Annotated in this window: 33 protein-coding genes and 1 pseudogene; 11 read left to right on the plus strand and 23 right to left on the minus strand. The window is 43.4% G+C overall.

The window, feature by feature from the left end; translation table 11 throughout:
- Positions 1-46: 46 nt before the first annotated feature.
- From rplI to OMP94_RS08715, 6 genes and pseudogenes are all read right to left on the minus strand, one after another.
- A pseudogene (rplI, locus tag OMP94_RS08690) lies at positions 47-490 on the minus strand (50S ribosomal protein L9); the annotation flags it as partial.
- 23 nt (positions 491-513) lie between these two features.
- Complete coding sequence (locus tag OMP94_RS08695) at positions 514-1,446, minus strand: DUF2232 domain-containing protein (protein WP_266277889.1); 933 nt, start codon at positions 1,444-1,446, stop codon at positions 514-516.
- 35 nt (positions 1,447-1,481) lie between these two features.
- Positions 1,482-1,709 carry a 30S ribosomal protein S18 gene (gene rpsR / locus OMP94_RS08700; protein WP_014703480.1) on the minus strand — a complete coding sequence of 76 codons (228 nt, stop codon included), beginning with the start codon at positions 1,707-1,709 and terminating at the stop codon, positions 1,482-1,484.
- 21 nt (positions 1,710-1,730) lie between these two features.
- Positions 1,731-2,078, minus strand: a complete 348-nt coding sequence (rpsF, locus tag OMP94_RS08705; RefSeq protein WP_266277890.1) for a 30S ribosomal protein S6 — start codon at positions 2,076-2,078, stop codon at positions 1,731-1,733.
- 116 nt (positions 2,079-2,194) lie between these two features.
- Entirely contained in the window at positions 2,195-2,923 is a 729-nt protein-coding gene (rlmB, locus tag OMP94_RS08710) for a 23S rRNA (guanosine(2251)-2'-O)-methyltransferase RlmB (protein ID WP_266277946.1), read from the minus strand.
- Positions 2,924-2,957: 34 nt separating this feature from the next.
- Positions 2,958-3,632: an OmpA family protein gene (locus tag OMP94_RS08715; protein ID WP_266277891.1), complete on the minus strand. Its 675-nt coding sequence runs from the start codon at positions 3,630-3,632 to the stop codon at positions 2,958-2,960.
- Between the two features lie 102 nt (positions 3,633-3,734).
- Between OMP94_RS08715 and moaB the strand changes: the two genes are divergently transcribed.
- The 5 genes from moaB to OMP94_RS08740 are packed head-to-tail and all read left to right on the plus strand — an operon-like array spanning position 3,735 to position 7,517.
- Positions 3,735-4,250 (plus strand): molybdenum cofactor biosynthesis protein B, encoded by a 516-nt coding sequence (moaB, locus tag OMP94_RS08720; protein ID WP_266277892.1) that lies wholly within the window; start codon positions 3,735-3,737, stop codon positions 4,248-4,250.
- Positions 4,250-4,498 (plus strand): glutaredoxin family protein, encoded by a 249-nt coding sequence (locus tag OMP94_RS08725; protein ID WP_266277893.1) that lies wholly within the window; start codon positions 4,250-4,252, stop codon positions 4,496-4,498. The genes moaB and OMP94_RS08725 overlap by 1 nt, the downstream gene beginning before the upstream one ends.
- A gap of 50 nt (positions 4,499-4,548) precedes the next feature.
- A complete protein-coding gene (locus OMP94_RS08730) occupies positions 4,549-5,442 on the plus strand; it encodes an alpha/beta hydrolase (RefSeq protein WP_266277894.1) in 894 nt (297 codons plus the stop codon).
- 33 nt (positions 5,443-5,475) lie between these two features.
- The gene (rnd, locus tag OMP94_RS08735) at positions 5,476-6,624 is read left to right on the plus strand and encodes a ribonuclease D (RefSeq protein ID WP_266277895.1); all 1,149 of its coding nucleotides are present in this window, start codon (positions 5,476-5,478) and stop codon (positions 6,622-6,624) included.
- A gap of 2 nt (positions 6,625-6,626) precedes the next feature.
- Positions 6,627-7,517, plus strand: a complete 891-nt coding sequence (locus tag OMP94_RS08740) for a carbohydrate kinase family protein (protein ID WP_266277896.1) — start codon at positions 6,627-6,629, stop codon at positions 7,515-7,517.
- Here OMP94_RS08740 and OMP94_RS08745 read toward each other — a convergent pair.
- Genes OMP94_RS08745 through OMP94_RS11310 form a run of 4 tightly spaced genes read right to left on the minus strand, consistent with a single transcriptional unit; the run spans position 7,501 to position 12,234 of the window.
- Positions 7,501-9,630, minus strand: coding sequence for a type IV pilus modification PilV family protein (locus OMP94_RS08745; RefSeq protein ID WP_266277897.1), 2,130 nt, complete (start codon positions 9,628-9,630; stop codon positions 7,501-7,503). The genes OMP94_RS08740 and OMP94_RS08745 overlap by 17 nt on opposite strands.
- A 20-nt stretch (positions 9,631-9,650) precedes the next feature.
- Positions 9,651-11,072, minus strand: a complete 1,422-nt coding sequence (locus OMP94_RS08750; RefSeq protein WP_266277898.1) for a pilus assembly PilX family protein — start codon at positions 11,070-11,072, stop codon at positions 9,651-9,653.
- A 2-nt stretch (positions 11,073-11,074) separates the two neighbouring features.
- Positions 11,075-11,680 carry a PilW family protein gene (locus tag OMP94_RS08755; protein WP_266277899.1) on the minus strand — a complete coding sequence of 202 codons (606 nt, stop codon included), beginning with the start codon at positions 11,678-11,680 and terminating at the stop codon, positions 11,075-11,077.
- A 2-nt stretch (positions 11,681-11,682) separates the two neighbouring features.
- Positions 11,683-12,234 (minus strand): GspH/FimT family protein, encoded by a 552-nt coding sequence (locus tag OMP94_RS11310; RefSeq protein ID WP_323135074.1) that lies wholly within the window; start codon positions 12,232-12,234, stop codon positions 11,683-11,685.
- 109 nt (positions 12,235-12,343) lie between these two features.
- Here OMP94_RS11310 and OMP94_RS08775 point away from each other — a divergent pair, with 109 nt between their 5' ends.
- Positions 12,344-12,775 carry a type IV pilin protein gene (locus tag OMP94_RS08775; RefSeq protein WP_323135075.1) on the plus strand — a complete coding sequence of 144 codons (432 nt, stop codon included), beginning with the start codon at positions 12,344-12,346 and terminating at the stop codon, positions 12,773-12,775.
- On the opposite strand, the gene OMP94_RS08780 is transcribed toward OMP94_RS08775, so the two are convergent.
- The 8 genes from OMP94_RS08780 to OMP94_RS08815 form a co-directional block, all read right to left on the minus strand.
- Positions 12,772-13,305 (minus strand): GspH/FimT family pseudopilin, encoded by a 534-nt coding sequence (locus OMP94_RS08780; RefSeq protein WP_266277900.1) that lies wholly within the window; start codon positions 13,303-13,305, stop codon positions 12,772-12,774. The two genes, OMP94_RS08775 and OMP94_RS08780, sit on opposite strands and share 4 nt — an antisense overlap.
- 70 nt (positions 13,306-13,375) lie before the next feature.
- Positions 13,376-13,861, minus strand: coding sequence for a phosphatidylglycerophosphatase A (locus tag OMP94_RS08785; RefSeq protein WP_266277901.1), 486 nt, complete (start codon positions 13,859-13,861; stop codon positions 13,376-13,378).
- Positions 13,839-14,801, minus strand: a complete 963-nt coding sequence (thiL, locus tag OMP94_RS08790) for a thiamine-phosphate kinase (protein WP_266277902.1) — start codon at positions 14,799-14,801, stop codon at positions 13,839-13,841. The genes OMP94_RS08785 and thiL overlap by 23 nt, the downstream gene beginning before the upstream one ends.
- Positions 14,802-14,821: 20 nt before the next feature.
- A complete protein-coding gene (gene nusB, locus OMP94_RS08795; protein WP_266277903.1) occupies positions 14,822-15,280 on the minus strand; it encodes a transcription antitermination factor NusB in 459 nt (152 codons plus the stop codon).
- Positions 15,280-15,762, minus strand: coding sequence for a 6,7-dimethyl-8-ribityllumazine synthase (ribE, locus tag OMP94_RS08800; protein ID WP_266277904.1), 483 nt, complete (start codon positions 15,760-15,762; stop codon positions 15,280-15,282). Before ribE ends, nusB begins: the two co-directional genes overlap by 1 nt.
- A gap of 79 nt (positions 15,763-15,841) precedes the next feature.
- Entirely contained in the window at positions 15,842-16,702 is an 861-nt protein-coding gene (locus tag OMP94_RS08805; protein WP_266277905.1) for a symmetrical bis(5'-nucleosyl)-tetraphosphatase, read from the minus strand.
- A gap of 12 nt (positions 16,703-16,714) precedes the next feature.
- Complete coding sequence (locus OMP94_RS08810; RefSeq protein WP_266277906.1) at positions 16,715-17,194, minus strand: DUF934 domain-containing protein; 480 nt, start codon at positions 17,192-17,194, stop codon at positions 16,715-16,717.
- Entirely contained in the window at positions 17,181-18,839 is a 1,659-nt protein-coding gene (locus OMP94_RS08815; RefSeq protein WP_266277907.1) for a nitrite/sulfite reductase, read from the minus strand. Before OMP94_RS08815 ends, OMP94_RS08810 begins: the two co-directional genes overlap by 14 nt.
- A 322-nt stretch (positions 18,840-19,161) precedes the next feature.
- Here OMP94_RS08815 and OMP94_RS08820 point away from each other — a divergent pair, with 322 nt between their 5' ends.
- Both OMP94_RS08820 and OMP94_RS08825 read left to right on the plus strand, forming a co-directional pair.
- Complete coding sequence (locus OMP94_RS08820) at positions 19,162-19,602, plus strand: DUF3465 domain-containing protein (protein WP_266277908.1); 441 nt, start codon at positions 19,162-19,164, stop codon at positions 19,600-19,602.
- Complete coding sequence (locus OMP94_RS08825; protein WP_266277909.1) at positions 19,602-20,105, plus strand: DNA-deoxyinosine glycosylase; 504 nt, start codon at positions 19,602-19,604, stop codon at positions 20,103-20,105. Before OMP94_RS08820 ends, OMP94_RS08825 begins: the two co-directional genes overlap by 1 nt.
- Positions 20,106-20,176: 71 nt before the next feature.
- On the opposite strand, the gene cysN is transcribed toward OMP94_RS08825, so the two are convergent.
- Genes cysN through OMP94_RS08850 form a run of 5 tightly spaced genes read right to left on the minus strand, consistent with a single transcriptional unit; the run spans position 20,177 to position 24,300 of the window.
- On the minus strand, positions 20,177-21,607 hold the full coding sequence (cysN, locus tag OMP94_RS08830) for a sulfate adenylyltransferase subunit CysN (protein ID WP_266277910.1): 1,431 nt from the start codon (positions 21,605-21,607) through the stop codon (positions 20,177-20,179).
- Between the two features lie 56 nt (positions 21,608-21,663).
- Positions 21,664-22,569, minus strand: coding sequence for a sulfate adenylyltransferase subunit CysD (gene cysD / locus OMP94_RS08835; protein WP_323135076.1), 906 nt, complete (start codon positions 22,567-22,569; stop codon positions 21,664-21,666).
- Positions 22,570-22,589: 20 nt separating this feature from the next.
- Positions 22,590-23,288 carry a phosphoadenylyl-sulfate reductase gene (locus OMP94_RS08840; protein ID WP_266277911.1) on the minus strand — a complete coding sequence of 233 codons (699 nt, stop codon included), beginning with the start codon at positions 23,286-23,288 and terminating at the stop codon, positions 22,590-22,592.
- On the minus strand, positions 23,285-23,512 hold the full coding sequence (locus OMP94_RS08845; RefSeq protein ID WP_266277912.1) for a hypothetical protein: 228 nt from the start codon (positions 23,510-23,512) through the stop codon (positions 23,285-23,287). The genes OMP94_RS08840 and OMP94_RS08845 overlap by 4 nt, the downstream gene beginning before the upstream one ends.
- Positions 23,500-24,300, minus strand: a complete 801-nt coding sequence (locus OMP94_RS08850) for a sulfite exporter TauE/SafE family protein (protein WP_266277913.1) — start codon at positions 24,298-24,300, stop codon at positions 23,500-23,502. Before OMP94_RS08850 ends, OMP94_RS08845 begins: the two co-directional genes overlap by 13 nt.
- Positions 24,301-24,515: 215 nt before the next feature.
- Between OMP94_RS08850 and OMP94_RS08855 the strand changes: the two genes are divergently transcribed.
- The 3 genes from OMP94_RS08855 to OMP94_RS08865 all read left to right on the plus strand — a co-directional run bounded on the left by OMP94_RS08855 (position 24,516) and on the right by OMP94_RS08865 (position 26,431).
- Positions 24,516-24,782, plus strand: coding sequence for a hypothetical protein (locus OMP94_RS08855; protein WP_266277914.1), 267 nt, complete (start codon positions 24,516-24,518; stop codon positions 24,780-24,782).
- 74 nt (positions 24,783-24,856) lie between these two features.
- Positions 24,857-25,777 (plus strand): HTH-type transcriptional regulator CysB, encoded by a 921-nt coding sequence (gene cysB / locus OMP94_RS08860; RefSeq protein WP_266277915.1) that lies wholly within the window; start codon positions 24,857-24,859, stop codon positions 25,775-25,777.
- Between the two features lie 90 nt (positions 25,778-25,867).
- Positions 25,868-26,431 carry an SRPBCC family protein gene (locus OMP94_RS08865; RefSeq protein WP_266277916.1) on the plus strand — a complete coding sequence of 188 codons (564 nt, stop codon included), beginning with the start codon at positions 25,868-25,870 and terminating at the stop codon, positions 26,429-26,431.
- Positions 26,432-26,512: the final 81 nt, after the last annotated feature.

Raw genomic sequence — 26,512 nt, forward strand, 5'->3', positions numbered from 1 at the left:
CTTTCTTCGCTTCTTCAGCAGCTGCTTTAGCAGCGATTTCAGCTTCAGAAGTGATGTTAACAGCAACGCTTACCAATACATCAGCGTGCAATTGCACGTCGATTTGGTATTCGCCAGTGTGACGCAATGGGCCTGTTGGTAAACGAACTTCGTTACGGTCAACATCAGCACCTTTAGCATTTACCGCATCAGCGATATCTGCAGCTGTGATTGAACCGAACAATTTACCTTCAACACCAGCGTTAGCCATGATGTTAACGTCGCCAGCAGCAACCAGCTTAGCTTTACGTGCTTCCGCTGCAGCCAAAATTTTAGCTGCTGCCGCTTCAAGTTCTTCACGACGTGCTTCAAACTTTTCACGGTTATCTTTGGTAGCAGGTAATGCTTTACCTTTTGGTACCAGGAAGTTACGACCGAAGCCTGCTTTTACACTAACTTCATCACCCAGGTTACCCAGTCTTTGAACTTTTTCCAGCAAAATTACTTGCATCGTTCTACCCTCATTCGCAGTATTTACTGCTTATCAATTGAATCCGCATCCCCTCTCGGGTGTCTGCGAAAATTAATCCATTGTTCCGTAATTCCAAGTGTTGCAAGCAAACTAGCCATTTGAGGCAACATGATGACTAAAAGTGCATACATTGCGACCAACCAACCCATTGATTTTTGTCTTTCACGAACCAAAGCATGCACAACGGCAATACCTTGAAACGCAAACAAAACCAACAGCACTGACAAGAAATCCGTCAGTATTGGCAAACTCTCTGACACTGATGTCATTGATGTCAGCATCAAAGCCGCGGTCACGATTGCTAATGGTTTACCCAAAAGTACATGCGTAAACTCACGACCAAAAGCGCCGTCATCATAGAGTTTGGCCTGCCACGATCTGCCAATTAAAAGCCCGATGATAATATTAAATGTCATCGCTGCTGCCAGTAAGCCGGTCATCATGCCTGCGATACTGTCAAACACTTGCTTCGTATCAGCATCACTCAATTGCCAACCTTCTTGTGTCGTTAACAATTGCATAAATGGCGTCATGGCTTCTTGCCACCATGTTGTTGGATCTGTCACAAACAGATGCACTAACAACACACCGACCAAACCAATACCTGCTGCAGCTATCATTGATTTACCTAGTGATCGGCTATAACCCAGCACTAGCGTTACCAAATATACTGGCAACCACGCTGTCAAAAACAAGAATAATGACAGCCAAACCAACTTAAATAACACTGCAGCAGCGATTGCAAACACGACCAGAGCCGTCAGCAACACTCGCAAACCTTCCCGTGGGCCAGTTCGCAATGTTGCCAAAACAATCACACCACTAGCCAGATAACTTAAAGGTGGTAACAACATCGCTGCTACCGCCAGAAAACTGGCTGTTAATGCTGCTTGCCAGCGACCTTGCATGGCAAATTGAGCGATTCCGCGCAGCATACTTAAAACTTTACACTTGGATTAAACGAAACTGCTTATTTGTGCATGTCGCAATATGGCAGTAATGCCAAAAAGCGCGCGCGTTTCACACAAGTAGACAGCTGACGTTGGTAACGGGCTTTAGTACCAGTGATACGGCTAGGCACAATTTTGCCTGTTTCGGTGATGTAGTTTTTCAACAAATTTACATCTTTATAGTCGATTTGCTTCACGCCTTCGGCAGTGAAACGACAAAATTTTCTACGTCTGAAAAAACGTGCCATGGGAATTCTCCTATTCGCTGATTAAGATGCTTGACGTTCTTGTTTTTCGTCTTCTTTACGCATCATCGGTGAAGGCTCAGTTTGCGCTTCATCCATATTGACGACTAAGTGACGAATAACAGCATCGTTAAAACGGAAAGCAGTGGTAACTTCGTTCAGTTGTTCCACGTCACATTCCACGTTCATCAGCACATAGTGTGCTTTGTGCACTTTGTTGATTGGGTAAGCCAATTGACGACGACCCCAGTCTTCCTGACGGTGAATTTGACCACCGTTGGCAGTCAGCGTTTGTGTATAACGCTCGATCATGCCAGGCACTTGTTCGCTCTGATCAGGGTGGACCAGAAACACAATTTCGTAATGTCTCATTAGAGCTCCTCACGGTTTAATCAGCTTTTGACTTAAATAGCCAAAAGCAAGGAGTTTTTGCCAAAACTTAAAAAGTTTTCAGGCAATCCGACATTTTACTTTATTTTATGGGAGCGTCACAAGTTACGTTGACGTTGTGCTTCAAATAAGCACACGCCGGCTGCAACTGAAACATTGAGACTTTCTGCTTGGCCTTTCATTGGGATATACACAACAGCATCACAATGTTCACGGGTAAGACGACGAATCCCTTTGCCCTCTGCACCTAACACTAAAGCCAGAGGCCCTTTCAGATCGACTTGATACAACGTGCTTTCACTATCACCAGAGGTGCCGACTAACCAAATGCCGCGCTCTTGAAGATCGCGTAATACGCGTGCCAAGTTAGTTACTTGAACAAATGGAACACGTTCTGCAGAACCACTGGAAATTTTAATTGCAGTTGTTGTTAAGCTTGATGCCCGATCCTTAGGAGCGATAACAGCGTGTGCACCCGCAGCTTCAGCGGTACGCAAACAAGCACCCAAATTATGCGGGTCCTGAACACCATCTAATATAAGTAGAAATGGTGGTTCTTTGAGATTGTCGAGTAACTGTTCAAGCCCAGATTCGGTCATTGTCTCTAACGGCGTCACTCTAGCAACACAACCTTGATGGCGCCCTTCTGGCACCATCAGGTCGAGTTCTTTACGGCTAATTTTATGAACGGTGATATCTAGTCGCTGGGCAACAGAGATAACATCATTAACACGCTTATCATGCCGTTCATCAGCAATCCAGATTTCAGCCACACGCGATGCAGGGACATCAAGTGCCGCCTGCACAGCATGTAGGCCGAATAACAGATCTGAATCAGATGCTGGTTTATCAGTAGGTGCCTTACGGCGTTTGGTAGGCTTCAGACTCTTGGCCCTCAACAATCGGTTTTACAATAATTTCTACTCGACGATTTAACTGTCTACCCGCTTCGGTTTCATTGCTTGCGCGAGGCTGCAATTCACCACGACCCGTTGGTATCAAACGGTCAGACAATACGCCACGACTGGTGAAATAGTTTACTACTGATTGCGCGCGTTGCTCTGATAATTTTTGGTTGTAGCTTTCAGAGCCTGAGCTATCGGTGTGGCCTATAACATGCACAACGGTTTTTGGATAACGTTGTAAGACATCGGCTACTTTATTCAATGTTGGCTCGAAAGCAGGTTTAATCGCCGCGCTGTTTAAGTCGAATGACACTTCATTAGAAATATCAATTTTCAGTGATTCATCTTGTAACTGCTGAATTTGAAGCTCATTACGTGCCTGCTCTTCAGCTAATGCAGCTTGCATTTCTTTTTGCTGGTTATCCATGTATCGACCAACACCTGCTCCGGCAAGACTGCCGACCGCTGCGCCTACAAGCACACCGCCAGCACCATCATCTACGGCATAGCCTAATAGAGCGCCAGCAGCTGCACCGACAGCCGCACCTGTTTTAGTGCGCTTATTCGGATCATCAGTTGCACAGGCAGTTAATGTCGCCGCCATTGCTGTTACTAAAATTAATTTTTTCATAACAAACTCCTTTATTGGCTTGAATTTCACAATGCATTCTAGACCGTGACTATCCCCACCACTATACTGGTTTTTGACAAAACGAACTGAGAACCCGTCGGCATGGCAAGCGAATTTATCCCTGTAAACATAGCTGTATTAACGATTTCAGATAGTCGAACAGAAAATGACGATGTTTCTGGAAAACTATTAAGAGAGCGATTATTGGCAAGTGGTCATTTATTGGCTGACCAACAAATCGTTCCGGATGATATTTATCAAATTCGTGCTGTAGTCTCTAAGTGGATTGCCGATTCCAGTGTCGATGTCGTGTTAACGACAGGCGGCACCGGCTTTACAGGTCGTGATGGCACACCTGAGGCCGTCACTGTGCTGTTTGATAAAACTATCGAAGGTTTTGGTGAATTATTTAGACAAATCTCTTACGGGATTATCAAAACCTCAACCATTCAGTCTCGTGCTGTTGGAGGTGTGGCTAATGGCACCTTTATATTTTGCTTACCCGGTTCATCTGGTGCCTGCAAGACGGCTTGGGATGACATACTGCAAGCACAATTAGATGCGCGACATAAACCCTGTAACTTTGTCGACCTTATTCCACGGCTGCTTGAAAAGTAATGCAGGTTTGGCTTTATACCACTGCGGGTTGTCATCTGTGCGATTTAGCATTAGCCCAATTAACTTCTCTACAACAGCAATATCCGCTTGATATTCATCAAGTTGAGATTGGTGATGATGATGATTTAGTGGCGGAATATGGCATTAGAATTCCTGTCGTGAAGACTTCGAATCAGGCTGAATTGGGCTGGCCTTTTGATGTCATTCAATTATTTGATTTTTTACAACTTAATTGCGCGGAACTTTAATAGGTATCAATCTTTCTTATCGATAAGTCTGTGAGTGACGGAGTCGATGCATGATTCGTTTATTACCTTTTTTTTTACTGTGCACTATCGGTGCTACCAGTAACGCTGCTGAGTTTCCTAAGCCACCGGGGCAGAGGTTCGATGTCGGCGGTTATCAACTACACATCAACTGTGTTGGCGAAGGTTCGCCCACTGTTATTGTTGATGTTGGTCTCGGCGATGACTCTACTGATTGGCTGCCTGTTCAGGCAAGTGCTGAAGTGGATAGTCGCATCTGTGTTTTTGACCGACCAGGTTATGGCTGGAGCGACTTTGGCCCTCAACCTCGTAACAGTTACCGAATAGCTCAAGAACTTGAAACCCTACTTCAGCAAGCCAATATTCCCCCTCCCTATGTCATGGTTGGACACTCATTTGGTGGTTATAACATTCGGGTTTTTACGGCCATGCATCCTGAGGCTGTTAAAGGTATGGTGTTGGTAGATGCCTCACATGAGGAGCAATACGATAGGTTTCAAATCAGCTTACCTCAGCATTACAACCGCCGAAGCAATATTCTCGTCGTTCCAAAATCCACTGACGATACGACTACTTATCTAAATAAACCCCAAGTGTTACGTGAGCGTGCATTTCATGCTGCTCGCGCTGAAATCTCATCGCTTAGCGAAAGTGCTAAACAAGTGCAGGCGTCTCCCGAACTACCGAATATTCCTTTGGTTATTGTCACTCGAGGTTTACCGGAGTGGTTTGGTGACATAACGCAGCAAAACAGGGAAAAAACGTGGTCTGATTTGCAACAGCAACTTTATTTATTATCTCCGCAAAGTCAGCAAGTGTTTGCTCATCAAAGCGGTCACGATATTCCACAAAAACAACCACAAATCATTATTGATGCCATTAATAATGTTCTTGAACGCATGCGGAGTATGAATACTGAGGGCTAAAACCGTTATACTGTCTGCTTTTTGCGCGAAATCATGACGGTTTTATATATAGACAACGCTTCGGACCTCGATAACTTTTGTGAGCAAATCAAGCAAAGTGATTGGTTAGCAATTGATACTGAATTTCTGCGTGAAAAAACCTACTTCCCACAGCTGTGTTTAATTCAAATCGCTAATGATGACGTTATCGCCTGTGTTGATCCTATTGCGATAGAAGACCTAACACCGCTGATGGATATCCTCTATCAACCCGGTATGACGTTGGTTTTCCATGCAGCTCGCCAGGATTTAGAGTTGTTACAAATGCTGAGAGGCGAACTGCCTCAACAGATTTTTGATACGCAACTTGCTGCGACCGTATTAGGTATTGGCGATCAAATTGGCTATGGCAATCTGGTTAAACACTGCCTCGATGTTGATTTGGATAAAGCTCACTCACGAACTGACTGGACTCAGCGTCCGTTAAGTAATGAGCAATTAGATTATGCAGCTGATGATGTTCGATACCTTCGTACTTTGTATCATCAAATGTCAGCACAATTGGATGAACAAGAGCGTCGTCCATGGTTGAACGATGACTTTGCATCGCTTTCAGACCCTAAAACTTATACTGCTGATCCTGAAGCAATTTGGCGCAAAATTCGCGGTGCGGGCAAATTAAAAGCATCGCAACTTGTTGTATTACAACAATTAGCAGCTTGGCGTGAACAACGCGCGATCGATCGTAATCGCCCACGTCGCTGGATTCTCAAAGATGATGTCATGCTCGATCTCGCTAGGTTTGCCCCTGATAGCAAGAACCAGCTAGCAAAAATTCGTGGCCTAGAGCCCCGAGATATTGAGCGAAATGGCAGTGATATCATTGAGGTTATTTCTCGCGCTCAAGAAATTCCAGAAGCGCAATGGCCAAAACTGATTAAACCTGTGCCATTAACCAATCAACAAGAAGCATTGCTCGATGCCCTAATGGCATTACTGCGTAAATATTGCGATGAAGAATCGATTACGCCGGTTGCTGTTGCTACCCGTAAAGATATTGAACATTTGGTTCGGGGTGAACGGGATATTTCATTATTAAAAGGCTGGCGTAAAAAAATAGTCGGTCAGAAATTACTCGATTTTTTACATGGTGAACTGGCAATTACTGCCGATAGCCAACAACTTTCAACACAAGAGGTTTAAACATGTCGGTTTTGATTTGTGGTTCATTTGCCTATGACAACATCATGGTATTTCCGGATCAGTTCAAAAATCACATCCTGCCAGACAAAGTTCATATGTTGAATGTTGCTTTTTTGGTGCCTGAACTGCGTCGTGAGTTCGGCGGCTGTGCAGGCAATATTGCCTATAACTTGAAATTACTAGGTGATGAACCTGTCGCAATGGGCACCGTAGGAACCGACTTTGCTCCTTACGCTGAATGGATGGATAAGCATGGTATAAGCCGTCAACACGTCCATGTAAAACAAGGTCATTACACAGCCCAAGCCTATATCACCACCGATATTGATGATAACCAAATCACGGCTTTTCACCCGGGCGCAATGAACCTTGCGCATGAGACACCTATTAGCGAAGCAAAAGACATTAAGTTAGCTATCGTGGCTCCAGATGGTCGTGATGCGATGTTACAGCATGCTCAGCAATTAGCAGATGCCAATATTCCGTTTATTTTTGATCCAGGCCAAGGCCTACCGATGTTTAATGGCGAAGAGTTGCTGCAGTTTGCTAAACAAGCAACCTATATCGCTTTAAATGATTACGAAGCACAGTTATTTATGGACAGAACCGGCCTGACTGAAGAACAGATTGCTGAACATGTCGAAGCTTTGATTATTACCCGTGGTGCCCAAGGCTCACACATTTACACGGACGGTAAACGAATTGATATTCCTTGCCATAAAGCTGAGCGAATTGCTGATCCAACAGGTTGTGGTGATGCTTATCGCGCAGGCTTACTACACGGCATTCTGCACGGCAAAGATTGGGAAGAAACAGGTCGTATCGCATCCATGATGGGCGCCATTAAAATCTCCCATCATGGTACGCAAAATCATATTATTCCTGACAAGTAAAACTCAGGTTTCTTGAAATATTTGCCCCATTGATTGTGAATGAGTTCGAGTTACCTGTTGATGTACATGAATATGGTGTGCCGTTCTTATCGAGAAAAGAAACATTAAACGTAAAGGTTTGGCCATCGGGCACAATACAAGAATAGGTGTTACTGTTTCCAGAACTGATCAATCCACAAAATGGTGTTTCAGCGGTACCAACGGGTTTAAGATTATTTCCCGGCAAGCCAGTGAAGCTTATGGTACCAGTAACACTATAAGAACTTGCTGCTCCCAGAACTGCGACATCAAATCGACTAAATTTTTTATTGACTGGGTCAGGATCATTGGGATTAGTTCCGTTTAAAGATAGTACTAAATCGATTTCGGTGTTCGAATTATCAGTTATACCATCAGTACCGCTTTCTATTGATGCATAAACTGGCCATGGAGCACCATTTTGAGGAGTCTCCTCAAGCCCACGAGCAATGCCTCGTCTGTATAAATTACCAAAATAGCTCTCAGTGACGTCAATGGTCGCCAAGTCTTCATTTAAAAACTCTGGATCTGAAAAATAATCAGGGAGATTCGGCTCATCTGGGGGACGAATATTTAATGCATCCCAATCTGCCAATAAAGTTAAATTAACTTCAGCAAATGGCGTCTGCTCAAGCTTGTCTTCCCCGTCATAGACAGCATAACTTCCTGCCCCCGTTGATAAGCTACCATCAATCGCATAAACATTATCAAGGTAAATACCTCTGGCCTGTAGTTGAACTCCTGTACCGCCTACAGGGATAACCACAGGCTCTATTAGCGCTTCAACATCAGCAAAAGTCGTTACATCATTATCAGGAATGATATAGTCACCCACGTAGCTACTATAAGCAGCCTCTAAAGAAGCGTTATTTAATAATTGCTCGTTCGGTAGAATATTAATTGCCTGAAGCTGCCAATCTTGGAAAGCCCGGAAAACGCCATCGATTCTTTTAAAACGGCATGATTCAGTATAAATTGCGCCAACCGCACTAACAGCATTACCATTATCATCATAATGAGGATGATTACCGGTCACTCCTATTTGTCCGTCATAACGGACAGGACCATTACCATCATGATGATCCCTACAGCAAATTGTGCATAGCCCCTCAACATCTGCAGCGTTATCTCCTGTAGGCACTGCTGTTGTTTTTAGCTCGGTGTTATTAACAGCGTCATATCTATAGGAACCGGATGTGTTCCACTGAACATGGCCTGGAGTGTAACCCACAGCTGAAGTACTGTTTATTCGGCACTCACAAGCAACATTTAAAAACTCTTCTCGAAGATTTACATTAACTTCATTTGAGTTGTTGATTGGACTGTAGGTAATTACATCAAAAGCTACTAAAGTATTTTTTCGTTGACCAGAAGCAACGACTTCAGGGAGAGGTTTTCCGGCCTGTCTTTTTTCACCAGAACCCGTATCAACGTTAACCTGAACCTCATCACTAAGAGTATCTCTAGTTAATGCTGAGTCACCAGCAATATCCGATGCATCTCCATTCGTTGGCGGTAATGCTGTATCTTGGAAATTTGTAGACTCAATAGCACTTAGCAAAATGATAGGGTCATCATTAGTTGTATCACCATCATTATTACGATCCCAATCTATGTTGACCTGAACAATTTTATACATCTGACCATTAGCACCACCTATTTGCCACCCAGCTGGAGCTGTTTCACCAAAGCCATCCAAGCACTGGTCGATATCATTATTGTCGCCATCAACAGTCCGAACACCACCACCAAAGCAGTCACTTACAACCCACGAAACTTCATAGGCGTTATTATATTGGTCTAGCTGTAAAATATCGGCATTTGCATTATCAAATGGAGCCGGATAAGGAGCTTCATAAGTGCCATCATCTATGGCGGCGAAGGTTTGTAAATTTTCGAACGAACGAAAAACTTCCATTGTTTGTTCTGCAACCGAGTATGCTTCGCTTAGTTCTTTTGCTTCTGTTGCATTGGTTATAAGTTCACCTTGAAACTTTATCAAGGCGACCATTCCCAAGCCCAAGATAACTAACGCCACCATCACTTCAACTAAACTGAAGCCATTATTATGTTTTTTTAGCTGTAATAACGCCATATTAAACTCCCGTATAACAGCTAGTTAGCTGGTATTGAATCAGACCAACTACCAGAACGAGGCAACCAAATATCTGTTGCCACATTGATTTCAGAGTCTTCTGACGCTCTGACCGCGTTTAACATATCTGCATCATACATAACCGTCATTGAGCCATTACCAATATCAAGCTCATCATCAGCAAGCAATGCACCATGAATATATGGTGTACCAGTTAATTTAACCTCTGAATTTTCATCGCTGACACCTGTCTGGTTAATGATATAAACAATGCCCCAAATGTGAACTTCTGTACCGGTAACATCCAGATCACCCTCAACAACTAAAATAACAGGGCCTCTTCCACCATTTTCTATAAAACGACTACCTAACTGGCGATCTGGAAAAGTATTGGATCCCAAAGTACAGTTCCCTTCAATCCAAATAATATCCCCAGGATTTGTATCATCGTCTATTGGAGGATTGTTGCTACAAGTGCTATATACTTTTGCGAGATCTTTAATTGATTGCCACTCAGCTCCCGGTACACCAAAAAAGAATTCGAACATATCATCAGGAAAACCCGCATCGCTATCAACAACGTCAGTACCAAAATCATCCTTTGTACTGTAAGGCCTTCTTCGGCCATCTTCATCTGTCCCGGTAGAGTAATTAGTATCGACATTACTACAGTTACATTGATTAAATGAACTCACTGTTCGACTGAAAGGGTCGGCCACTCCCGGCTCTAAACATTGCGCATTACCAACATTACCACCACCATCAAATAGTGCACCGCATGTCTGCATACTTCCTGCACCAGGAAAAGCCATTGCATTACTTGACCATACAGAAATAGGGTTACTCTGACCTGCAATACCATTTGCATTGGGGTTAGGGATAATTGTCATATTCCCACCAATCGACGGAGTGGGTGTCATTATTGGTGGAATTCTGCCTGCAGCACTAGAAAAGAAGTTATATTTTGCAACAGTTTGCGTAACAATTGATGAGGCATTTAGAAAATCAGCATGCCCGTCGGAAACCACCGTAATCGAGGCATAGTTCAACCCCGGAGTCTGAGAAAAATAACGAACACAATAACCTTCCTCGTTAACATTATTGCAATCGTTATTTATGGTATTTAATTCAGCATAAGACCAAGTACTATCAAAAGCAGCCCCGCACGGTGCTTGAGCATCATCAGTACAAGCTACCCATGGCCATGCAATTCTATCAGGGGGTGCAGTTACTTTAAGGTTTGATAGACCAATGTTTAATCCTTGCTCTGCGTTAGCTGATGCAAGTTTTGCTCGGGCATCGTTACCAGAAATACGAAACTCTTGAATGGTTACCCTACCCGAAAAAAGAACAACTAAAGTCACAGCAATAAGTAAAACGATTACTGTAAATAATGCTGCTGCCCCACGTTGTTTACTTTGAAATTGACGGTACAGTTTCATTTTTAATTCCTCACACGTACTGTCTTGATAAGCCTTCTTTGGGCAATATCCCCACCACTAATTTCAGTAGAACCGACAAGGTTAATATCAACTTTAATTTGATCTTCGTCTGTATCGTCAGCTTGTATTGCGTAATTTTGATTTTCCCAACGAGTACCATCAGCCACACTGGTATATAACTTCCATACTGTAAAACTGCTTGTTGAGTAATTATGCTCGGGCATGGTCAACCCTTCTGGGTTTGCACCATTATCAAATACAATAACATCACCATTGATAGCAAAAGATTTGTTATCACCATTAAACGAAAACGCCAAAGTTTGATTGCCGTCAACGGTATTCAATGTAACGTCACATGCATCACAAAGATAAACATTTGGTAAAGCATTAAATGCTGCCTCATCAGCATTTGCCATGCGCAACTCCCTAGTAATTAGAGACATGACGACACGCATTTCTTGGTTTAGCTCAATCATTTTTATATGATCAGCATTACTTCGAACTGATGTGACAAACATACCAATGACACCACCAATTATTAGAATGCCAATTATCATGGCAATCATCAGTTCTATAAGAGTGAGGCCTTTTTGTTTGCTTTTGGACATAATTAATCCATCGTTATCCTGCCAACGGCATTTATGCTAACCATTTTAGAGAAGTTATTTATCGATAAGGTAAAAACACCGCTGTCATTTGGGTCTAGAGGCATTCCTTGGCGAGGGCTAAAAACAATATCGTTTCCATTAAAGTTCTGAACAGTTAAAACGACATCTCGATAGTCGTTACCCAATCCTATTTTTTGTTGGCCTGAAATTGTGCAGTTGGCAGGTTCAGCACTACAATCACAATCACTACCAGCATCATCGATACCATAGCACCATGTATTAGCATCAAACTGAAATTGGACTTGATTGTTTTGTTTAATTGCTTCGGAACGAGCAAAGTGCAGCGCAGCAAAGAGATTATCAGCGGCACCTGTTACTCGGCGCTTCTCTAAGGTAGTTTGAAATGAGGGCAAAGCAATAGCAGCCAAAACCGCTAATACAGCGATTACTATCATAAGCTCTATTAATGTAAAACCTAAACGGTTTTTAAGCGGCATATCAATTCCCTCTTTTGCCTCAGATAAGATTATAGTACTGCTTTTGAAACCTTTCATAGCTTTTGCAATACTTAAATGAAATATTATGTGGGTTAGCACACACTTTATGCATGACTAAACATATTTTTTTTTCTATCCTTATCAATAAACCGAATGAGGCACGCTCATGACATATAGAAATAATAAGGGCTTTACTCTAATAGAATTAATGATCGTTGTAGTCGTTATTGCTATATTTGCTGCAATCGCCATTCCCGCATACCAAAGTTATGTTGAGCGTGCTCGAAGAGCTGATGCCAAATCAACTATACTTGCCATTCAGTTAGCTCAGGAAAAGTGGCGTGCCAACAACCCCGCTTATTCGTCAGATATGACTGATTTGGGTTACACGCAGACTGATAATAATAGTTCTATTGATGGGTTTTATATTGTAGATATCGCTGCTGGTGCGAATGCGACTAACTATACTGTTACTGCGCAACCCACCGGACCTCAAGTTAACGATGTTTGTGGCACTCTTACGCTCACAGTTACTGCAGCTAATGGTGAAGTTTATACTGCTACCGGAGGAGACGCAGCTACCTGCTGGCAACGTTAACAGTTAATTGCATCCCCGCTGCCATCAATTCCTAATGGTGTAATCCTTACGCGAGCCGTTTTACTAACCACGACTGTACGTGCAATTGATGCATCAGCACTAACTGGGCAAATAGTGAATGTGCCATTTTGCGCTAATGTCATGCCTCGTGATGTGAATCGAATATAGTTATTTGAACCAAAAGCCACCCAGCCAACAGCTATTTTGTCACTAATTTTACCCTGAGCGATTATTAACTCACCCTCATCAAAGCTTCCATCACTGTCCGTATCGGCAAACATAAGCCAACCATCAGCCCAAAGCCCGCCACAAACTTGACCATCACTGCTTTTACAAATAGTAACAACAGAGTTACGTTTAACGGCTTCACTTCTGGCAAGGTACAACATTGAAAATAGGAGGTTTGCTTGGCCATTTATTTCTTGGCGATTAAGCAAACCTTTAAATGAAGGCATAGCAATCGCGGCAATGGTTGCTGCAATAGCGATAACTATCAACAGCTCAATGAGCGTCAATCCTTTGTTGTGCATGTTGAATATCCTTATTCAAATCAAGCACTTTCAATTTGCCACAGATTTTAAATTGTCGCAATTAGATTATTTAGATCATGAAGGCTATCGCTTGTAAAACGATCAGAGCATAAATACCGGCAATGACATCATCCAACATAATGCCAAGACCGCCATGTAACTTTATATCCGCCAAACTGACGGGCCATGGTTTCCAGATATCAAATATTCTGAACAACACAAATCCCAAAAGTACCCAGAGCAAACCTGCTGGTGCTGCAATCATTGTCACCAATAAACCTACGACCTCGTCCCATACAACTTCAGAAGGATCATCGCGTTTAAAGACTTTAATTGCCTCTGCTGACAACCAAATGCCCACCACAAAAAAGGTAAAGGTTAATATTAAGTAATTAAGCAGAGATAACGGCTGCATGAGTAAATAAAGCGGTATTGCCGCTATAGTGCCAAAAGTACCTGGCGCTTTTGGGATTAACCCTGAACCAAGTCCACAGGCTAATAAAACTGCGGGCTTTTTAATAATTTCACGCGTACTAGGTTTTGTTGAAGTGGTCATAGCCGTGACTTTTGAATGATTGTTCAGGTAAGACGATTAATTCAGGTTCTGCAGTGATTTCACCAATACACTGGATTTTGCTTCCCAATCGTGAAGTCAAAGCGTCAGCTTTCTCTGCAGCTACAGTAAAACACAGTTCGTAATCATCACCTGCAGTCAGAGCAAGTTGAATTGCTTGTTCTGATTTCAGTTTTTGTAATGATGAAGATAAAGGCAAAGCTTCTGTATTAATCACAGCACCAACATTACTTGCTGTCAGTATGTGCTTTAAATCCGCAAGCAGCCCATCCGAAATATCGATACCAGATTTAACCTCGGGCAAGAGCTCTTTTACGAGCTCATTTCGTGGTGTGGGTAACTCCAACCTATCAATCAAGAATTGTTGTTCTTCAGTTGATAGATTTTCAGTGGCTAACTGGTTTTGCTTTATCAAAAGCCCTGTACCCGCATCTCCCAACGATCCTGTGACAAATATCTTATCGCCAGGTCTTGCCGCATCACGTCGTAAAACATTTCCTCTGTCACAAAAACCGGTAACTTGAATGCTTATCGTTAAGGGGCCTCGAGTCGTATCACCACCGACAAGTTGAATATTATGCTGTTTAGCAAGTGCTGCCATACCGGCAGAGAAAGCCTGTAACCATTGTGGATTAGCTTCCGGCAATGTTAACGCCAGCGTAAACCAAGCAGGCGTTGCCCCCATTGCCGCCAGATCACTTAAATTAACGGCTAAGGCTTTATGGCCAAGTCGGAATGGATCAACATCAGCGAAAAAATGGACACCAGACACCAAGGTATCAACGGAAGTCGCAAGGATGTGACCAGCAGGCGGCTGTAACAAAGCACAGTCATCACCAATCCCTAAGATTACATCATCACGCCTATCTGTTAGCGCAGAAAAATAATCTCGGATGAGGGAGAACTCTGTTGAACTGGCCATCACAAATTTTGGCCAGTGGCTTAGCTTTTCTTTTGTTCACGCTTAGTTTTGGCAGCTTGGTACTCAACCTCACGTAAGCGAGCACCCATTTTATCCAAAACACCATTGACGTATTTATGACCCTGCTCGCCACCAAATGACTTGGCAAGTTCTACAGCTTCATTTAAAACAACGCGATATGGGATATCTAAACGATGCATGTATTCAAATACGGCTAAACGCAGTACTGAAGCCTCAACCGGGTCAACCGCTGTTAAATCACGATCGACAGCATGACTTAACTCGCTATCAATTTCATCGATGTTTTTCAGCACGCCAGACACTAAGGTCTGAAAATAGCTTTTATCGATTTTGTTAGCGTACTCCGCCATCACAAAATCTAATTCTGCTTTATCTGGCGCTTGCTCGTTAACTAACGCCTGATAAAGCGCTTGCACTGCAGCGCGACGCGCTTGTGTTCTAGGCAAACCTGCAGCCACTATTTTGTAGCTCCGATTTGACGCAATACGTTCACCATTTCAATGGTGCTCATGGCAGCTTCGGCACCTTTGTTACCGGCTTTTGTACCTGAACGTTCAATTGCTTGTTCAATGCTATCTACAGTTAAAACACCAAAGGCAATAGGCATATCCAGCTCAAGGTTCAGTTGACCAAGACCTTTTGAACATTCACCCGCAACGTATTCAAAGTGTGGCGTACCACCACGAATAACAGCACCTAACGCAATAATTGCGTCATATTTGCCAGTGTTGCCCATACGCTTAACCGCTAATGGAATTTCAACTGCGCCAGGTACACGAGCAATTTCAATATCTTTTTCTTTTGCGCCATGGCGTAACAACGTATCGACGGCACCATTAATCAGGTGATCAACGACAAAATCGTTAAAGCGTCCTGCGACGATACCAACACGCATGCCCTGTGCCGAAAAATCACCTGAAAAGGTTTTGATATTGCTCATTTTTTTATCCTGATAAATTTCTTTGCAGTTATTGTACTGTGTTTAAAAATGAATGCCTAACAAGTACTTATATCTTGTGTTATTTCTTTGTAGCAACTTTGTTACGTGCTGCTGGTAAACCTGCTGGATCAGCCTCTATAGTTGTCCATTGATAAGGGTGTGTATCTATACGGACTGCCGTTAAATGATCACCCCAAACCGCTCCGCTATCGAGTGAAAAGACATTGCCATACTGGCCTGTGCCTAATTGTGACCAATGACCAAACACAATTCGATCATTCACTGTCGCACGCTTTGGCATATCAAACCATGGTTTTTGCTTAGCAGGTTTGTCTTTGGGCGCGCCCTTAAACTTTAATGCCAGCGAGCCATCTTCATGACAGTAACGTAAACGGGTGAAACAGTTGGTGATAAAGCGAAGTCTATCCCAGCCTTTTAAATCAGCAGACCAACGCTTTGGCTTATTTCCATACATATGCTGGAAAAACTCACGCCAATCATCACCTTGTAATACAGCCTCTACTTCAGCGGCGCGTGCTAATGCATCATCAATCGTCCATTCTGGCGGTAAACCAGCATGCACCATCGAAAATTGCAGTGTTGCATCATGATGAAATAGAGGTTGATGTCGTAACCAAGTCAGAAGCTCATCGCTGTCTTCTGCATTAATCACACTATCTAAGGTATCCAAACGATGTTGGTATTCTTTTCCACCAGATGCTTGCGCCAACAAATGCAGGTCATGATTACCTAAGACCACTTTGGCACGATTACCTAGACCTTTAGCAAATCGTAATGTTTCAGCTGATTTAGGCCCTCTGTTGACCAAATCACCTGCCAACCAGACTTCATCTTGCTCAGCATCAAAATGCAGGGCGTCGAGGAGTCTTTCTAACTCATCGAAACAGCCCTGCACATCGCCAATGGCATAAACCGCCATGGAAGTTACTAATTAGCGACGACGATACAGCGGCTCAGGCCGCAGCACGGTAGATTGATAGCTTTCGGTAAACTCATCAAATGCTGCTAAAGCATTTGTTAGACGATTTGGGTTTGCCAATTCGAAGCTATTAAAACCACATTGCGCCATGTTAAACAGTTGATCGTAAAGCACATCACCTTGCGCCCGAATTTCTGCTTTAAAAGCATAACGCTCACGTAGCAGTTTGGCATATGAATAACACCGACCATCGGTAAATGCTGGGAAAATCAACACTACCAATTGAAAACGCGCCAGATCAGGCACGATTTCTTCTAATGGGTCATCGCCAGACAAACGAATACCTAAACCACCTTCATGTTTAACCAGTGATTCATGTTGTTCTTGCCAACGGTTCAGCGATACCGTGATATTGCCATCAGCTAAAGGCGCCTCATCGTCTAAATGCGTCCAGTTATCCTCGACGACTTCGCGATCTTTAATTATCTGCATTTGCATATACCCGATCTTTAAATGGTTCAATGCCTAAACGACGCACGGTGCCTAAGAAGCTTTCATCTTCATGACGCAGTTCTACATACGCATCAAGTAAATGCCCGACAGTGTCTACAACTTCTTCTTTAGGAATGGCACGACCAAGACGCTCACCTAATGAAGCATCAGCTTCTGAGCTACCGCCCAAAGTGAATTGGTACCACTCTTCGCCTTTCTTATCGACCCCCAAAATCCCAATATGACCCACACTTTGGTGAGCACAGCCGTTCATGCAGCCTGAGAATTTGATTTTGATATCACCCAAATCATTAAGGTAATCCAGATCATCAAAACGTTGAGCAATTTGTTTTGATAATGGGATTGAGGTGGCATTCGCCAAACCACAATAATCAAGACCAGGGCAGCAGATAATATCACCCAGCGTGTTGATATTTGGTGTCGCGAGTTCTTCAGCGTTTAGACGCAACCACAAGGCATACAAATCGCCTTTTTTCACATCGGTCAAAATCAAGTTTTGTGTGTGAGTAGAGCGAATTTCACCAAAGCTAAATTCTTCGGCCAAATCAGCAACCACGTCGAGTTGTTCTGAAGTGATATCACCCGGCGCTAAACCTGGTTTTTTCAATGAAATATAAGCTGCACGATAGCCTGAGATTTTATGCTCAACTGTGTTTTGCTTAACCCAACGAGCAAAATCAGCATCTTCAGCCATCATTTCATCAAAGCTTGTGTCATCAGCCGCGTCGGCTTCGTAATCTGGCTCAGTGAAGTGAGACTTAACACGATCAATTTCTTTCTGATCCAGTTTCAGCTGTTCACGGATTTGTACCCATTCAGCTTCAACCAACTCACGAATATGATTAATACCGTGTTCACGAACCGTAATTTTGATACGTGCTTTGTACTTGTTATCACGGCGGCCTAAGCGGTTATAAACACGCAAAATGGCTTCCAAATAAGACAACAAGTCTTGTTTTTCCAAGAATGGGCGGATTTGAACACCGATAATTGGCGTACGGCCAAGGCCGCCACCAACCAATACTTCAAAACCGACTTCGCCTTCAGCGTTTTTAACCATACGCAGACCGATATCATGCAGCTGAGTTGCCGCACGATCTTCTTGGGTCGCGATAATGGCGATTTTGAATTTACGTGGCAAATAAGCAAATTCTGGGTGGAAAGTTGACCATTGGCGAATAATTTCAGCCCATGGACGTGGATCTTCCACTTCCTCAGCGTTAATGCCAGCTAACTGATCGGTTGTGGTGTTACGAATATCGTTACCACTGGTTTGGATAGCATGCATCTGAACGGTTGCCAGTTCAGCCAAAATATCAGGCACATCCTCAAGTTTCGGCCAGTTCAACTGGAAGTTAGTGCGTGTTGTGAAATGCACTGAACCACGGTCGTAACGACGGGCAATATCCGCAACCTTGCGAACTTGTGTTGCTGACATCATGCCGTAAGGAACTGCTACACGCAGCATTGGGGCATGTATCTGAATATAAAGGCCGTTGGCCAAGCGAAGCGGACGAAATTGATCTTCCGTTAATTCGCCGGCTAAATAGCGGCGAGTTTGGTCACGGTATTGCGCTACGCGCTGATCAACCATCGCCTGATCGTACTTATCGTATTGATACATCTAAGATCTCTAAACGGTTTCAATGGACCCAATATTATAACGGGCAGTCGATATAACAGGAAATTATAAATAGCTATATGGTTATTAGCTTGAACACTAAATCCATCATATGAAACAGTGAGATACAGCTGATTAACTGACTTTTATATCGTTGAATGCAAAACAACTTTCCTGTGAAACAATCACCACAAAACGATCAAGTAAGACAATTTGCGCAAACCAAAGCCATAAATTAAACAAATATCACGATTTCTTTAGTGATCTCACATCAGAAAAAAGCAGATGTGGCATATTAAAGCGATTCGGTAATGGAGCCAATGACATGTCAAAACAAAAACGTATGTTGCAGCGCGTTTGGATAATACTTGGTTTTGCTGTAGCACTTTTTGTTGGCAGCTTTTATCAGGCTGAACATGACCGCGAAGCGCTGAATTCACTTACCGCCGAAGTTTTATTCGAGAAACACCAGACGGATGTACAACTCGAAGTGAGCGGCAAAGTCATAAAGACACTAGCAGATGATAATAAAGGCAGCCGTCATCAACGTTTCATCATCGAATTGCCCAGTGGTTTAACACTCCTTGTTGCCCACAATATCGATTTAGCACCGCGTATTGATGCTTTGAAAGTGGGTGATGAGGTCGACTTGTATGGTGAGTATGTTTGGAATAATAAAGGTGGCATCATGCATTGGACACATCATGATCCTGCCGATAGACATCCTCATGGCTGGATCCGCCACGAAGGCACCATTTATCAATAATGTCTGTCCCGCTCGCACATAGTTTTGATTGGTTGGCAAAAAGTGATGCCAAATTACTGATTGTGGGGTCAATGCCTGGTATCGCATCACTACAGCAACAGCAATATTACGCTCACCCTCGAAATGCCTTTTGGCCAATCATGCAGCACATTTTTGGTTGGTCAGAGATGACTTACACTGAGCGTTGCCAAGCGCTAGTTAATGAGAAAATTGCCTTGTGGGACGTGCTTCGACACTGTCGACGACGAGGTAGTTTAGATAGTGCTATCGAGCGCGATACGATTGCCATTAATGACTTTGATGCTTTATTTAAATTTGCCCCAAACATCACGACAGTATGTACCAATGGTGGCAAAGCAAACCAATTATTTAAGCGTCATGTTCAGCTTGCCAAGCACATCAGTATCAAAGTGCTGCCTTCAACCAGTCCAGCTTATGCTGCCATGTCATTTGATAATAAATTGGCGCATTGGCACTCAATCATTACCAAGTCACTTAGCTAACGTTAAAAATAAAAAAGCCAGCCATGAATAATCTCATGACTGGCTCTTATGGTCCTACTTAACGCTGACGATTAGCCGCCGATAAGACCTTTTAGATCTTTACAATCCCAATGTGGGAAATGTTTACGGATCAATGCGTTTAACTCTAATTCAAATTCAGAGTAGTCACCTGAACTGGCTGTTTGGCCATCATGATTAATCGCTTCGGTAATCATACCGGCACCAATGGTAACGTTGGTTAAACGATCAATGACGATGAATGCACCGGTGTGACGATTACGTTTGTAGGCGTCAAATACCACTGGTTTGTTTAACGAAAACTCACATAAACCGATTTCATTCAATTTCAGTTCTGTTGTTTTACGCTGTTCCAGAGTATTCACATCGATTTGGTAATCGACGTCAGTCATAACGCCAGTACTATCAGCCACACCAACTTTGATGCTGTATTGCTTGTTGGCAACCAATGGTTGTTCAGTCATCCAAACTACCATTGCTTTAAAGTGGCTTGAAACATGTGGTTGATGATCACGGTGAACAATCATGTCACCACGACTGACATCAATCTCATCACGCAAGGTGACGGTTACCGCTTCACCTGGTACAGCAAAATCCAGCTCACCATCGTATGTCACTAATGACTTAACAGTACTTTCTTTACCAGATGGAAGAACCGTAATGGCATCACCCGGCTTTAACACACCCGCTGACAAGGTACCGCAATAACCACGGAAGTTAAGGTTTGGACGGTTAACATATTGCACAGGGAAACGTAGGTCATTGGTGTTCGCATCATGGCTAACTTCAATGTTTTCCAACAATTCCATCATCGTGTTGCCTTGATACCAAGGCATATGCTCACTACGATTAACAACGTTATCACCAACCAATGCTGACATTGGTACAAAGTGAATGTCTTCGATTTCTAGTTCACGTGCGAATTCGCTGTATGCAGTGCGAATGTCGTTAAAAACTTGTTCGCTGTAATCCATCAAATCCATTTTGTTAATAGCAACAATAATGTGTTTGATACCCAGCAATGACGCGATAAAGCTGTGACGACGGGTTTGGGTTTGTACACCGTGACGTGCGTCAATCAAGATAACCGCTAACTGACAGGTAGACGCACCAGTTGCCATATTACGGGTGTATTGCTCATGACCCGGGGTATCTGCAATGATGAACTTACGCTTGGTGGTTGAAAAATAGCGGTAAGCAACGTCAATGGTAATACCTTGTTCACGTTCCGCTTGAAGACCATCCACCAGCAAGGCCAAGTCAACTTGGTCGCCCGTTGTACCAGATTTAGCGCTGTCACGAGTAACCGCTTCCAGCTGATCTTCGTAAATCATTTTTGAATCGTGTAACAAGCGACCAATCAGTGTGCTTTTACCGTCATCAACGTTACCGCAAGTCAAAAATCGCAGTAACTCTTTGTTTTCATGTTGTTTCAAATATGCCTCGATATCAGAGGCGATAAGTGCATCAGTTTCGTATGCCATAGTCTGTGCCTGGTATTGAATTCTGTTCGTAAATAGTAATCAGCGAAAAGTTAAGCCTAGAAGTAACCTTCTTGCTTTTTCTTTTCCATTGAACCGGCTTGATCGTGGTCAATTGCTCGGCCCTGACGCTCAGAGGTTGTCGTCAATAACATTTCCTGAATAATTTCTGGCAAGGTATCCGCGTTTGATTTCACAGCGCCTGTCAGTGGGTAACAACCTAAGGTACGGAAACGGACTTTTTCCATGCGTGGCGTTTGACCTTCAGGAATACGCATACGATCGTCGTCGACCATAATGGTCAAACCGTTGTAATCAACGACAGGACGCTCAGCTGCATAGTAAAGCGGCACAATTGGAATCTGCTCTAGGTAAATGTATTGCCAGATATCTAACTCAGTCCAGTTAGATAATGGGAAAACACGGATGCTTTCACCTTTATTCACTTTGCTGTTGTAGATATTCCAAAGCTCTGGACGTTGTGCTTTTGGATCCCAGCGATGGTTTTTATCACGGAATGAATAAACACGCTCTTTGGCTCGTGATTTTTCTTCGTCACGACGTGCACCACCAAATGCCGCATCAAAACCGTGCTTACTCAGCGCTTGTTTTAAAGCATCTGTTTTCATGATGTCGGTGTAACGTGGGTGGTCAAATGGGTTAATACCCGCTTCCGCACCTTCTTGATTGGTGTGAACAATCAGATCCAATCCCAGCTCTTTAGCGCGCTGGTCACGGAATTTAACCATTTCCTTAAATTTCCATGTGGTATCAATGTGCATCAAAGGAAATGGTGGCTTACCTGGATAAAAGGCTTTCATCGCCAAGTGCAGCATAACCGCTGAGTCTTTACCAATGGAATACAACATCACCGGGTTTTCAAACTCGGCTGCGACTTCACGCATGATATGGATGCTTTCAGCTTCCAATTGTTTTAAGTGCGTTAATTTTTTTTCACTAATCATTGATCATTAATCTCTGAATTTTATTTGGCTTTAACGTGCAGACCACATTCTTTACTTTCTGGATTTTCCCACCACCAGCGACCCGCGCGAATATCTTCACCCGGCGTAATGGCACGTGTGCAAGGTGCGCAGCCAATGCTGGCATAACCTTCGTCATGTAACTTGTTGTAAGGCACATCAAAGGCACGGATATATTTCCATACTTCGCCATTTGACCAATCGGTCAATGGGCTAAACTTTTGCAAACCGTGATCTTCGTCCCACTCAGAAACAGGTAACTCTTTACGCGTCACTGACTGAGAACGACGCATCCCTGTTAACCAAGCCTTCTTGTCTTTAAGTGCACGGTTTAATGGCACAACTTTACGAATACCACAGCATGTCTTACGTAAGTCAACACTGTCATAAAAAGCATTCGGGCCATTTTGTGTGACAAATGCTTCAATCGCACTTGCTTCTGGATAATACACATGAACATCACGCTGATATTGCTGCTTAACAGTTTGCATCAACTCGTAAGTTTCTTTTGGCAGACGACCAGTATCCAGCGTAAAAATTTCGATTTCTGGCGCGTGTTTGCAAATTAAATCAAGCAACACCATGTCTTCAGCACCATAGCTGGTAGCCAAGACCGCTGGGGAATAGTTCGCAGCAATATCTTTTAATAAGGCGATGGCATCATCGACCTTAGCTTGAAGCTTTTCACTTATTTCAGTCATTTCTGTTTCACTTCCACAATCGTGGTTAATACATCAGCGTTACCTGCGGTACATTCAAAACCATTGGTATCAAGATGTTTAATTACATTACTAACAGCATCGTTATTGAGCTTGATCCGCATCGATTGCCCTGATTCTAGTAACTCTGCAGCGGCCAAAGCTTTGTTTTTGTGTAACGGGCAGCCCAACATCGACAAGTCTAACGTTTTGTTTAAATCAGACATTTTACCCCCACTGCAATCAAAATCACGGCCAACACAGTACGCATTAGTTTATCTGGAATACGAATACCCAGATGGCTGCCAATATAAATGCCCGGTAATGAACCGATTAACAACCAGCCCAGCAGACTCCAATCAACCGTACCAACAGCAGAGTGACCTAGACCTGCTACTGCAGTTAATGGCACCGCATGAGCAATATCTGTTGCCACAATTTCCACCCCTTTCATACGCGGGTATAAAAAGAGTAAAGCCACGGCACCTAACGCACCCGCACCAACAGACGATAACGTCACCATGACACCAATGACAGCACCCGTAGCAATAGTAGCTAGCGTTTTATGTTGACCATCTTCTCTAAGCTTGTATAAAGCATTAACGACAGGATGCCCTGCTCTTGCCTGCAAGATACCACCCAACCAGCTTTTAAGGAGCAGTGCACTAGACGTCAAAATAAGTGCAACACCTAAAGCATTGGTGATGAGGTCATTGTGTGCACCTTCATCTACGCCGGTACTACTTAAAAACCAGAGCGTTAATAACGTAGCTGGCAAACTACCCGCGGCTAACTTAGTTACGACTGACCATTGCACAACGCCGTGGCGCCAATAAGCCCAAATACCACCAGCTTTGGTGATAGCGGCAAATAATAAATCTGTGCCTACTGCAATTGCAGGCTGGATGCCAAAGCCAAAAATAAGCAGTGGTGTCATCAGGGAACCGCCACCGACACCAGTCATACCGACCATGATACCGACGAACAACCCTGCCAGTAAGAAACCCCACTCCATTTTGTGACCTTACACCAAGAAAATGGCAGCAAGTTTACCAGCTCATAATATTCACACAATCAATAATCACTTCTATTGTTATAACGAAAAGTTATAAAGCTTATTAAATTGAGCTAAAGCAAACTTACAAATAGGCACAAAAAGCCATATTCACGTTTCTTTCACGAATGATCGCCGACAGTCATTTTCCAAAAAGTAATAACAAGGGGAACACCATGAGTCTTTATCAGCGCCTACTCGTCATCACAACGATTGGTTCAGCCTTGTTAACATTTGCCATAATGCAACTGGGTACAAACAGTGCCCCGTCAGTTCATCTGCCACCAGCAAAAGCCATCGAGACGACAACGTCCCCACAACCAATTGCGCCGGCTATGCCTGACTTACCTAAGAAATCGGGGACAATGACATTGGTCTGGCACCCACAGCAGGGTATTTACGTTAATCAAGTGGCTATCCCCCAATCAGATACCGGCATCTAATCGTCACGGCAGAATTGCCATATATACCTAATATAAATAACATGTGCTTATCTTGATAAAGAATATCTATAAGCATGAAACTTCAACAACTTAAGTATGTTCGTGAAATTGCTCGACGTGGTTTAAGTGTTTCTGCCGCCGCTCAAGCCTTGTATGCATCTCAACCCGGCATTAGTAATCAAGTACAAGCACTTGAAACCGAGCTTGGTCTGCAAATTTTTGATCGTCACGGTAAGCGATTAACTGGTATTACCCCGGTTGGTGAATCGGTCCTCGCTATGGCTGAAAGAGTGCTCCAAGAAGTAGATAACCTCAAAGCGCTCGCTGCTGATAGTCGCCATGAACAGAAAGGCACTTTATCTATCGGTACTACGCACACCCAAGCACGGTATGCATTACCAGCAGCTATCAAACAGTTTGCCGCTGACTTTCCTGATGTACATTTAAATATGGTGCAAGGCACACCGCCCGAAGTCGCCGAGATGGCGTCACAGGGAAAGGTTGATATGGCAATCGCGACAGAGGGGTTATCACAATTTGATAACTTAGCCATTCTGCCCTGCTACCAATGGAACCGCAGCATTATCGTACCCCCCGAACATCCCCTATTATCTTTGCCTGAAATCAGTTTGGCCGATATTGCCACTTATCCGATTTTGACCTATGTCATGGGTTTCACAGGACGAGCCCAACAAGATCAGTCATTCACTGAAAAAGGGCTTAAACCTAATGTCGTGTTTACGGCGACAGATGCCGATGTCATTAAAACCTATGTAGAGCTTGGTCTTGGCATAGGCATTATTGCAAGCATGGCATTTGACCCTATCAAAGATGCGCCGCTAAAAGCCATCGATGCCAGTGGTTTATTTCAGCCAAGCACTACGCATATTGGCATTCGTAAAGGTAGCTACTTACGCCGCTACAGCTATGCATTTATCAGCTATTTTGCCCCTCATCTGCAACGCGAAGTAGTTGAAAAAGCCATAGATTTATGAATTTTTCACTTGGCGAGCTTTAACGACCGGTGATAGTTTAGTGCCCGCTGTAATTCAGCAAAACGATGAAATATAAGATAAGGAATAACAATGAAAGCTTTATTTAAAGGCCTGATCACTGGCCTGATGCTGTTACCAGCATTAGCATTCGCTCATGGTGCGTCACGTATCGAGGTGAATGAATCAATTACAATCAACGCTGAGCCAGCTAAAGTCTGGGCAGTTGTTAAAGATTTTGACAGCTTGCACAAATGGCACCCAGCCATTGAAGCAACTGAAGCGACCGGCAACGACGTCGGTGCTACTCGTGTATTGACGCTGAAAGATGGCAGCACAATCACTGAAACATTAAAAAAATTCGATAACGAAAACATGAGCTACATGTATCAAATCGAAGAAATGAGCAAAGTTGGTGAGATTGAGTATGAAGGTCATACTTTTGAAGTACCAGCTGTGCCTGTTAGTAAATACAAATCATGGGTTACAGTAGAAGCTGACGGCGCAGGCACTAAAGTCACTTGGGTCGGTAAATTCTTCCGCGCTTACACTGGTAACCACCATGAGCCAAAAGAACTAAACGACGAAACAGCTAAAGCTGCAATTACTGGCATCTACAAAGCTGGCTTGGAAAGTGTTAAAGCAAGTGTTGAATAATTAATACACTCGCATAACATCACAAAGAAAGGCGCTTTCGAGCGCCTTTTTTATTGGTCAAACATTATTGATATACATAAT

The organism is Methylophaga sp. OBS3 (assembly GCF_026319325.1).
Lineage (GTDB): Bacteria > Pseudomonadota > Gammaproteobacteria > Nitrosococcales > Methylophagaceae > Methylophaga.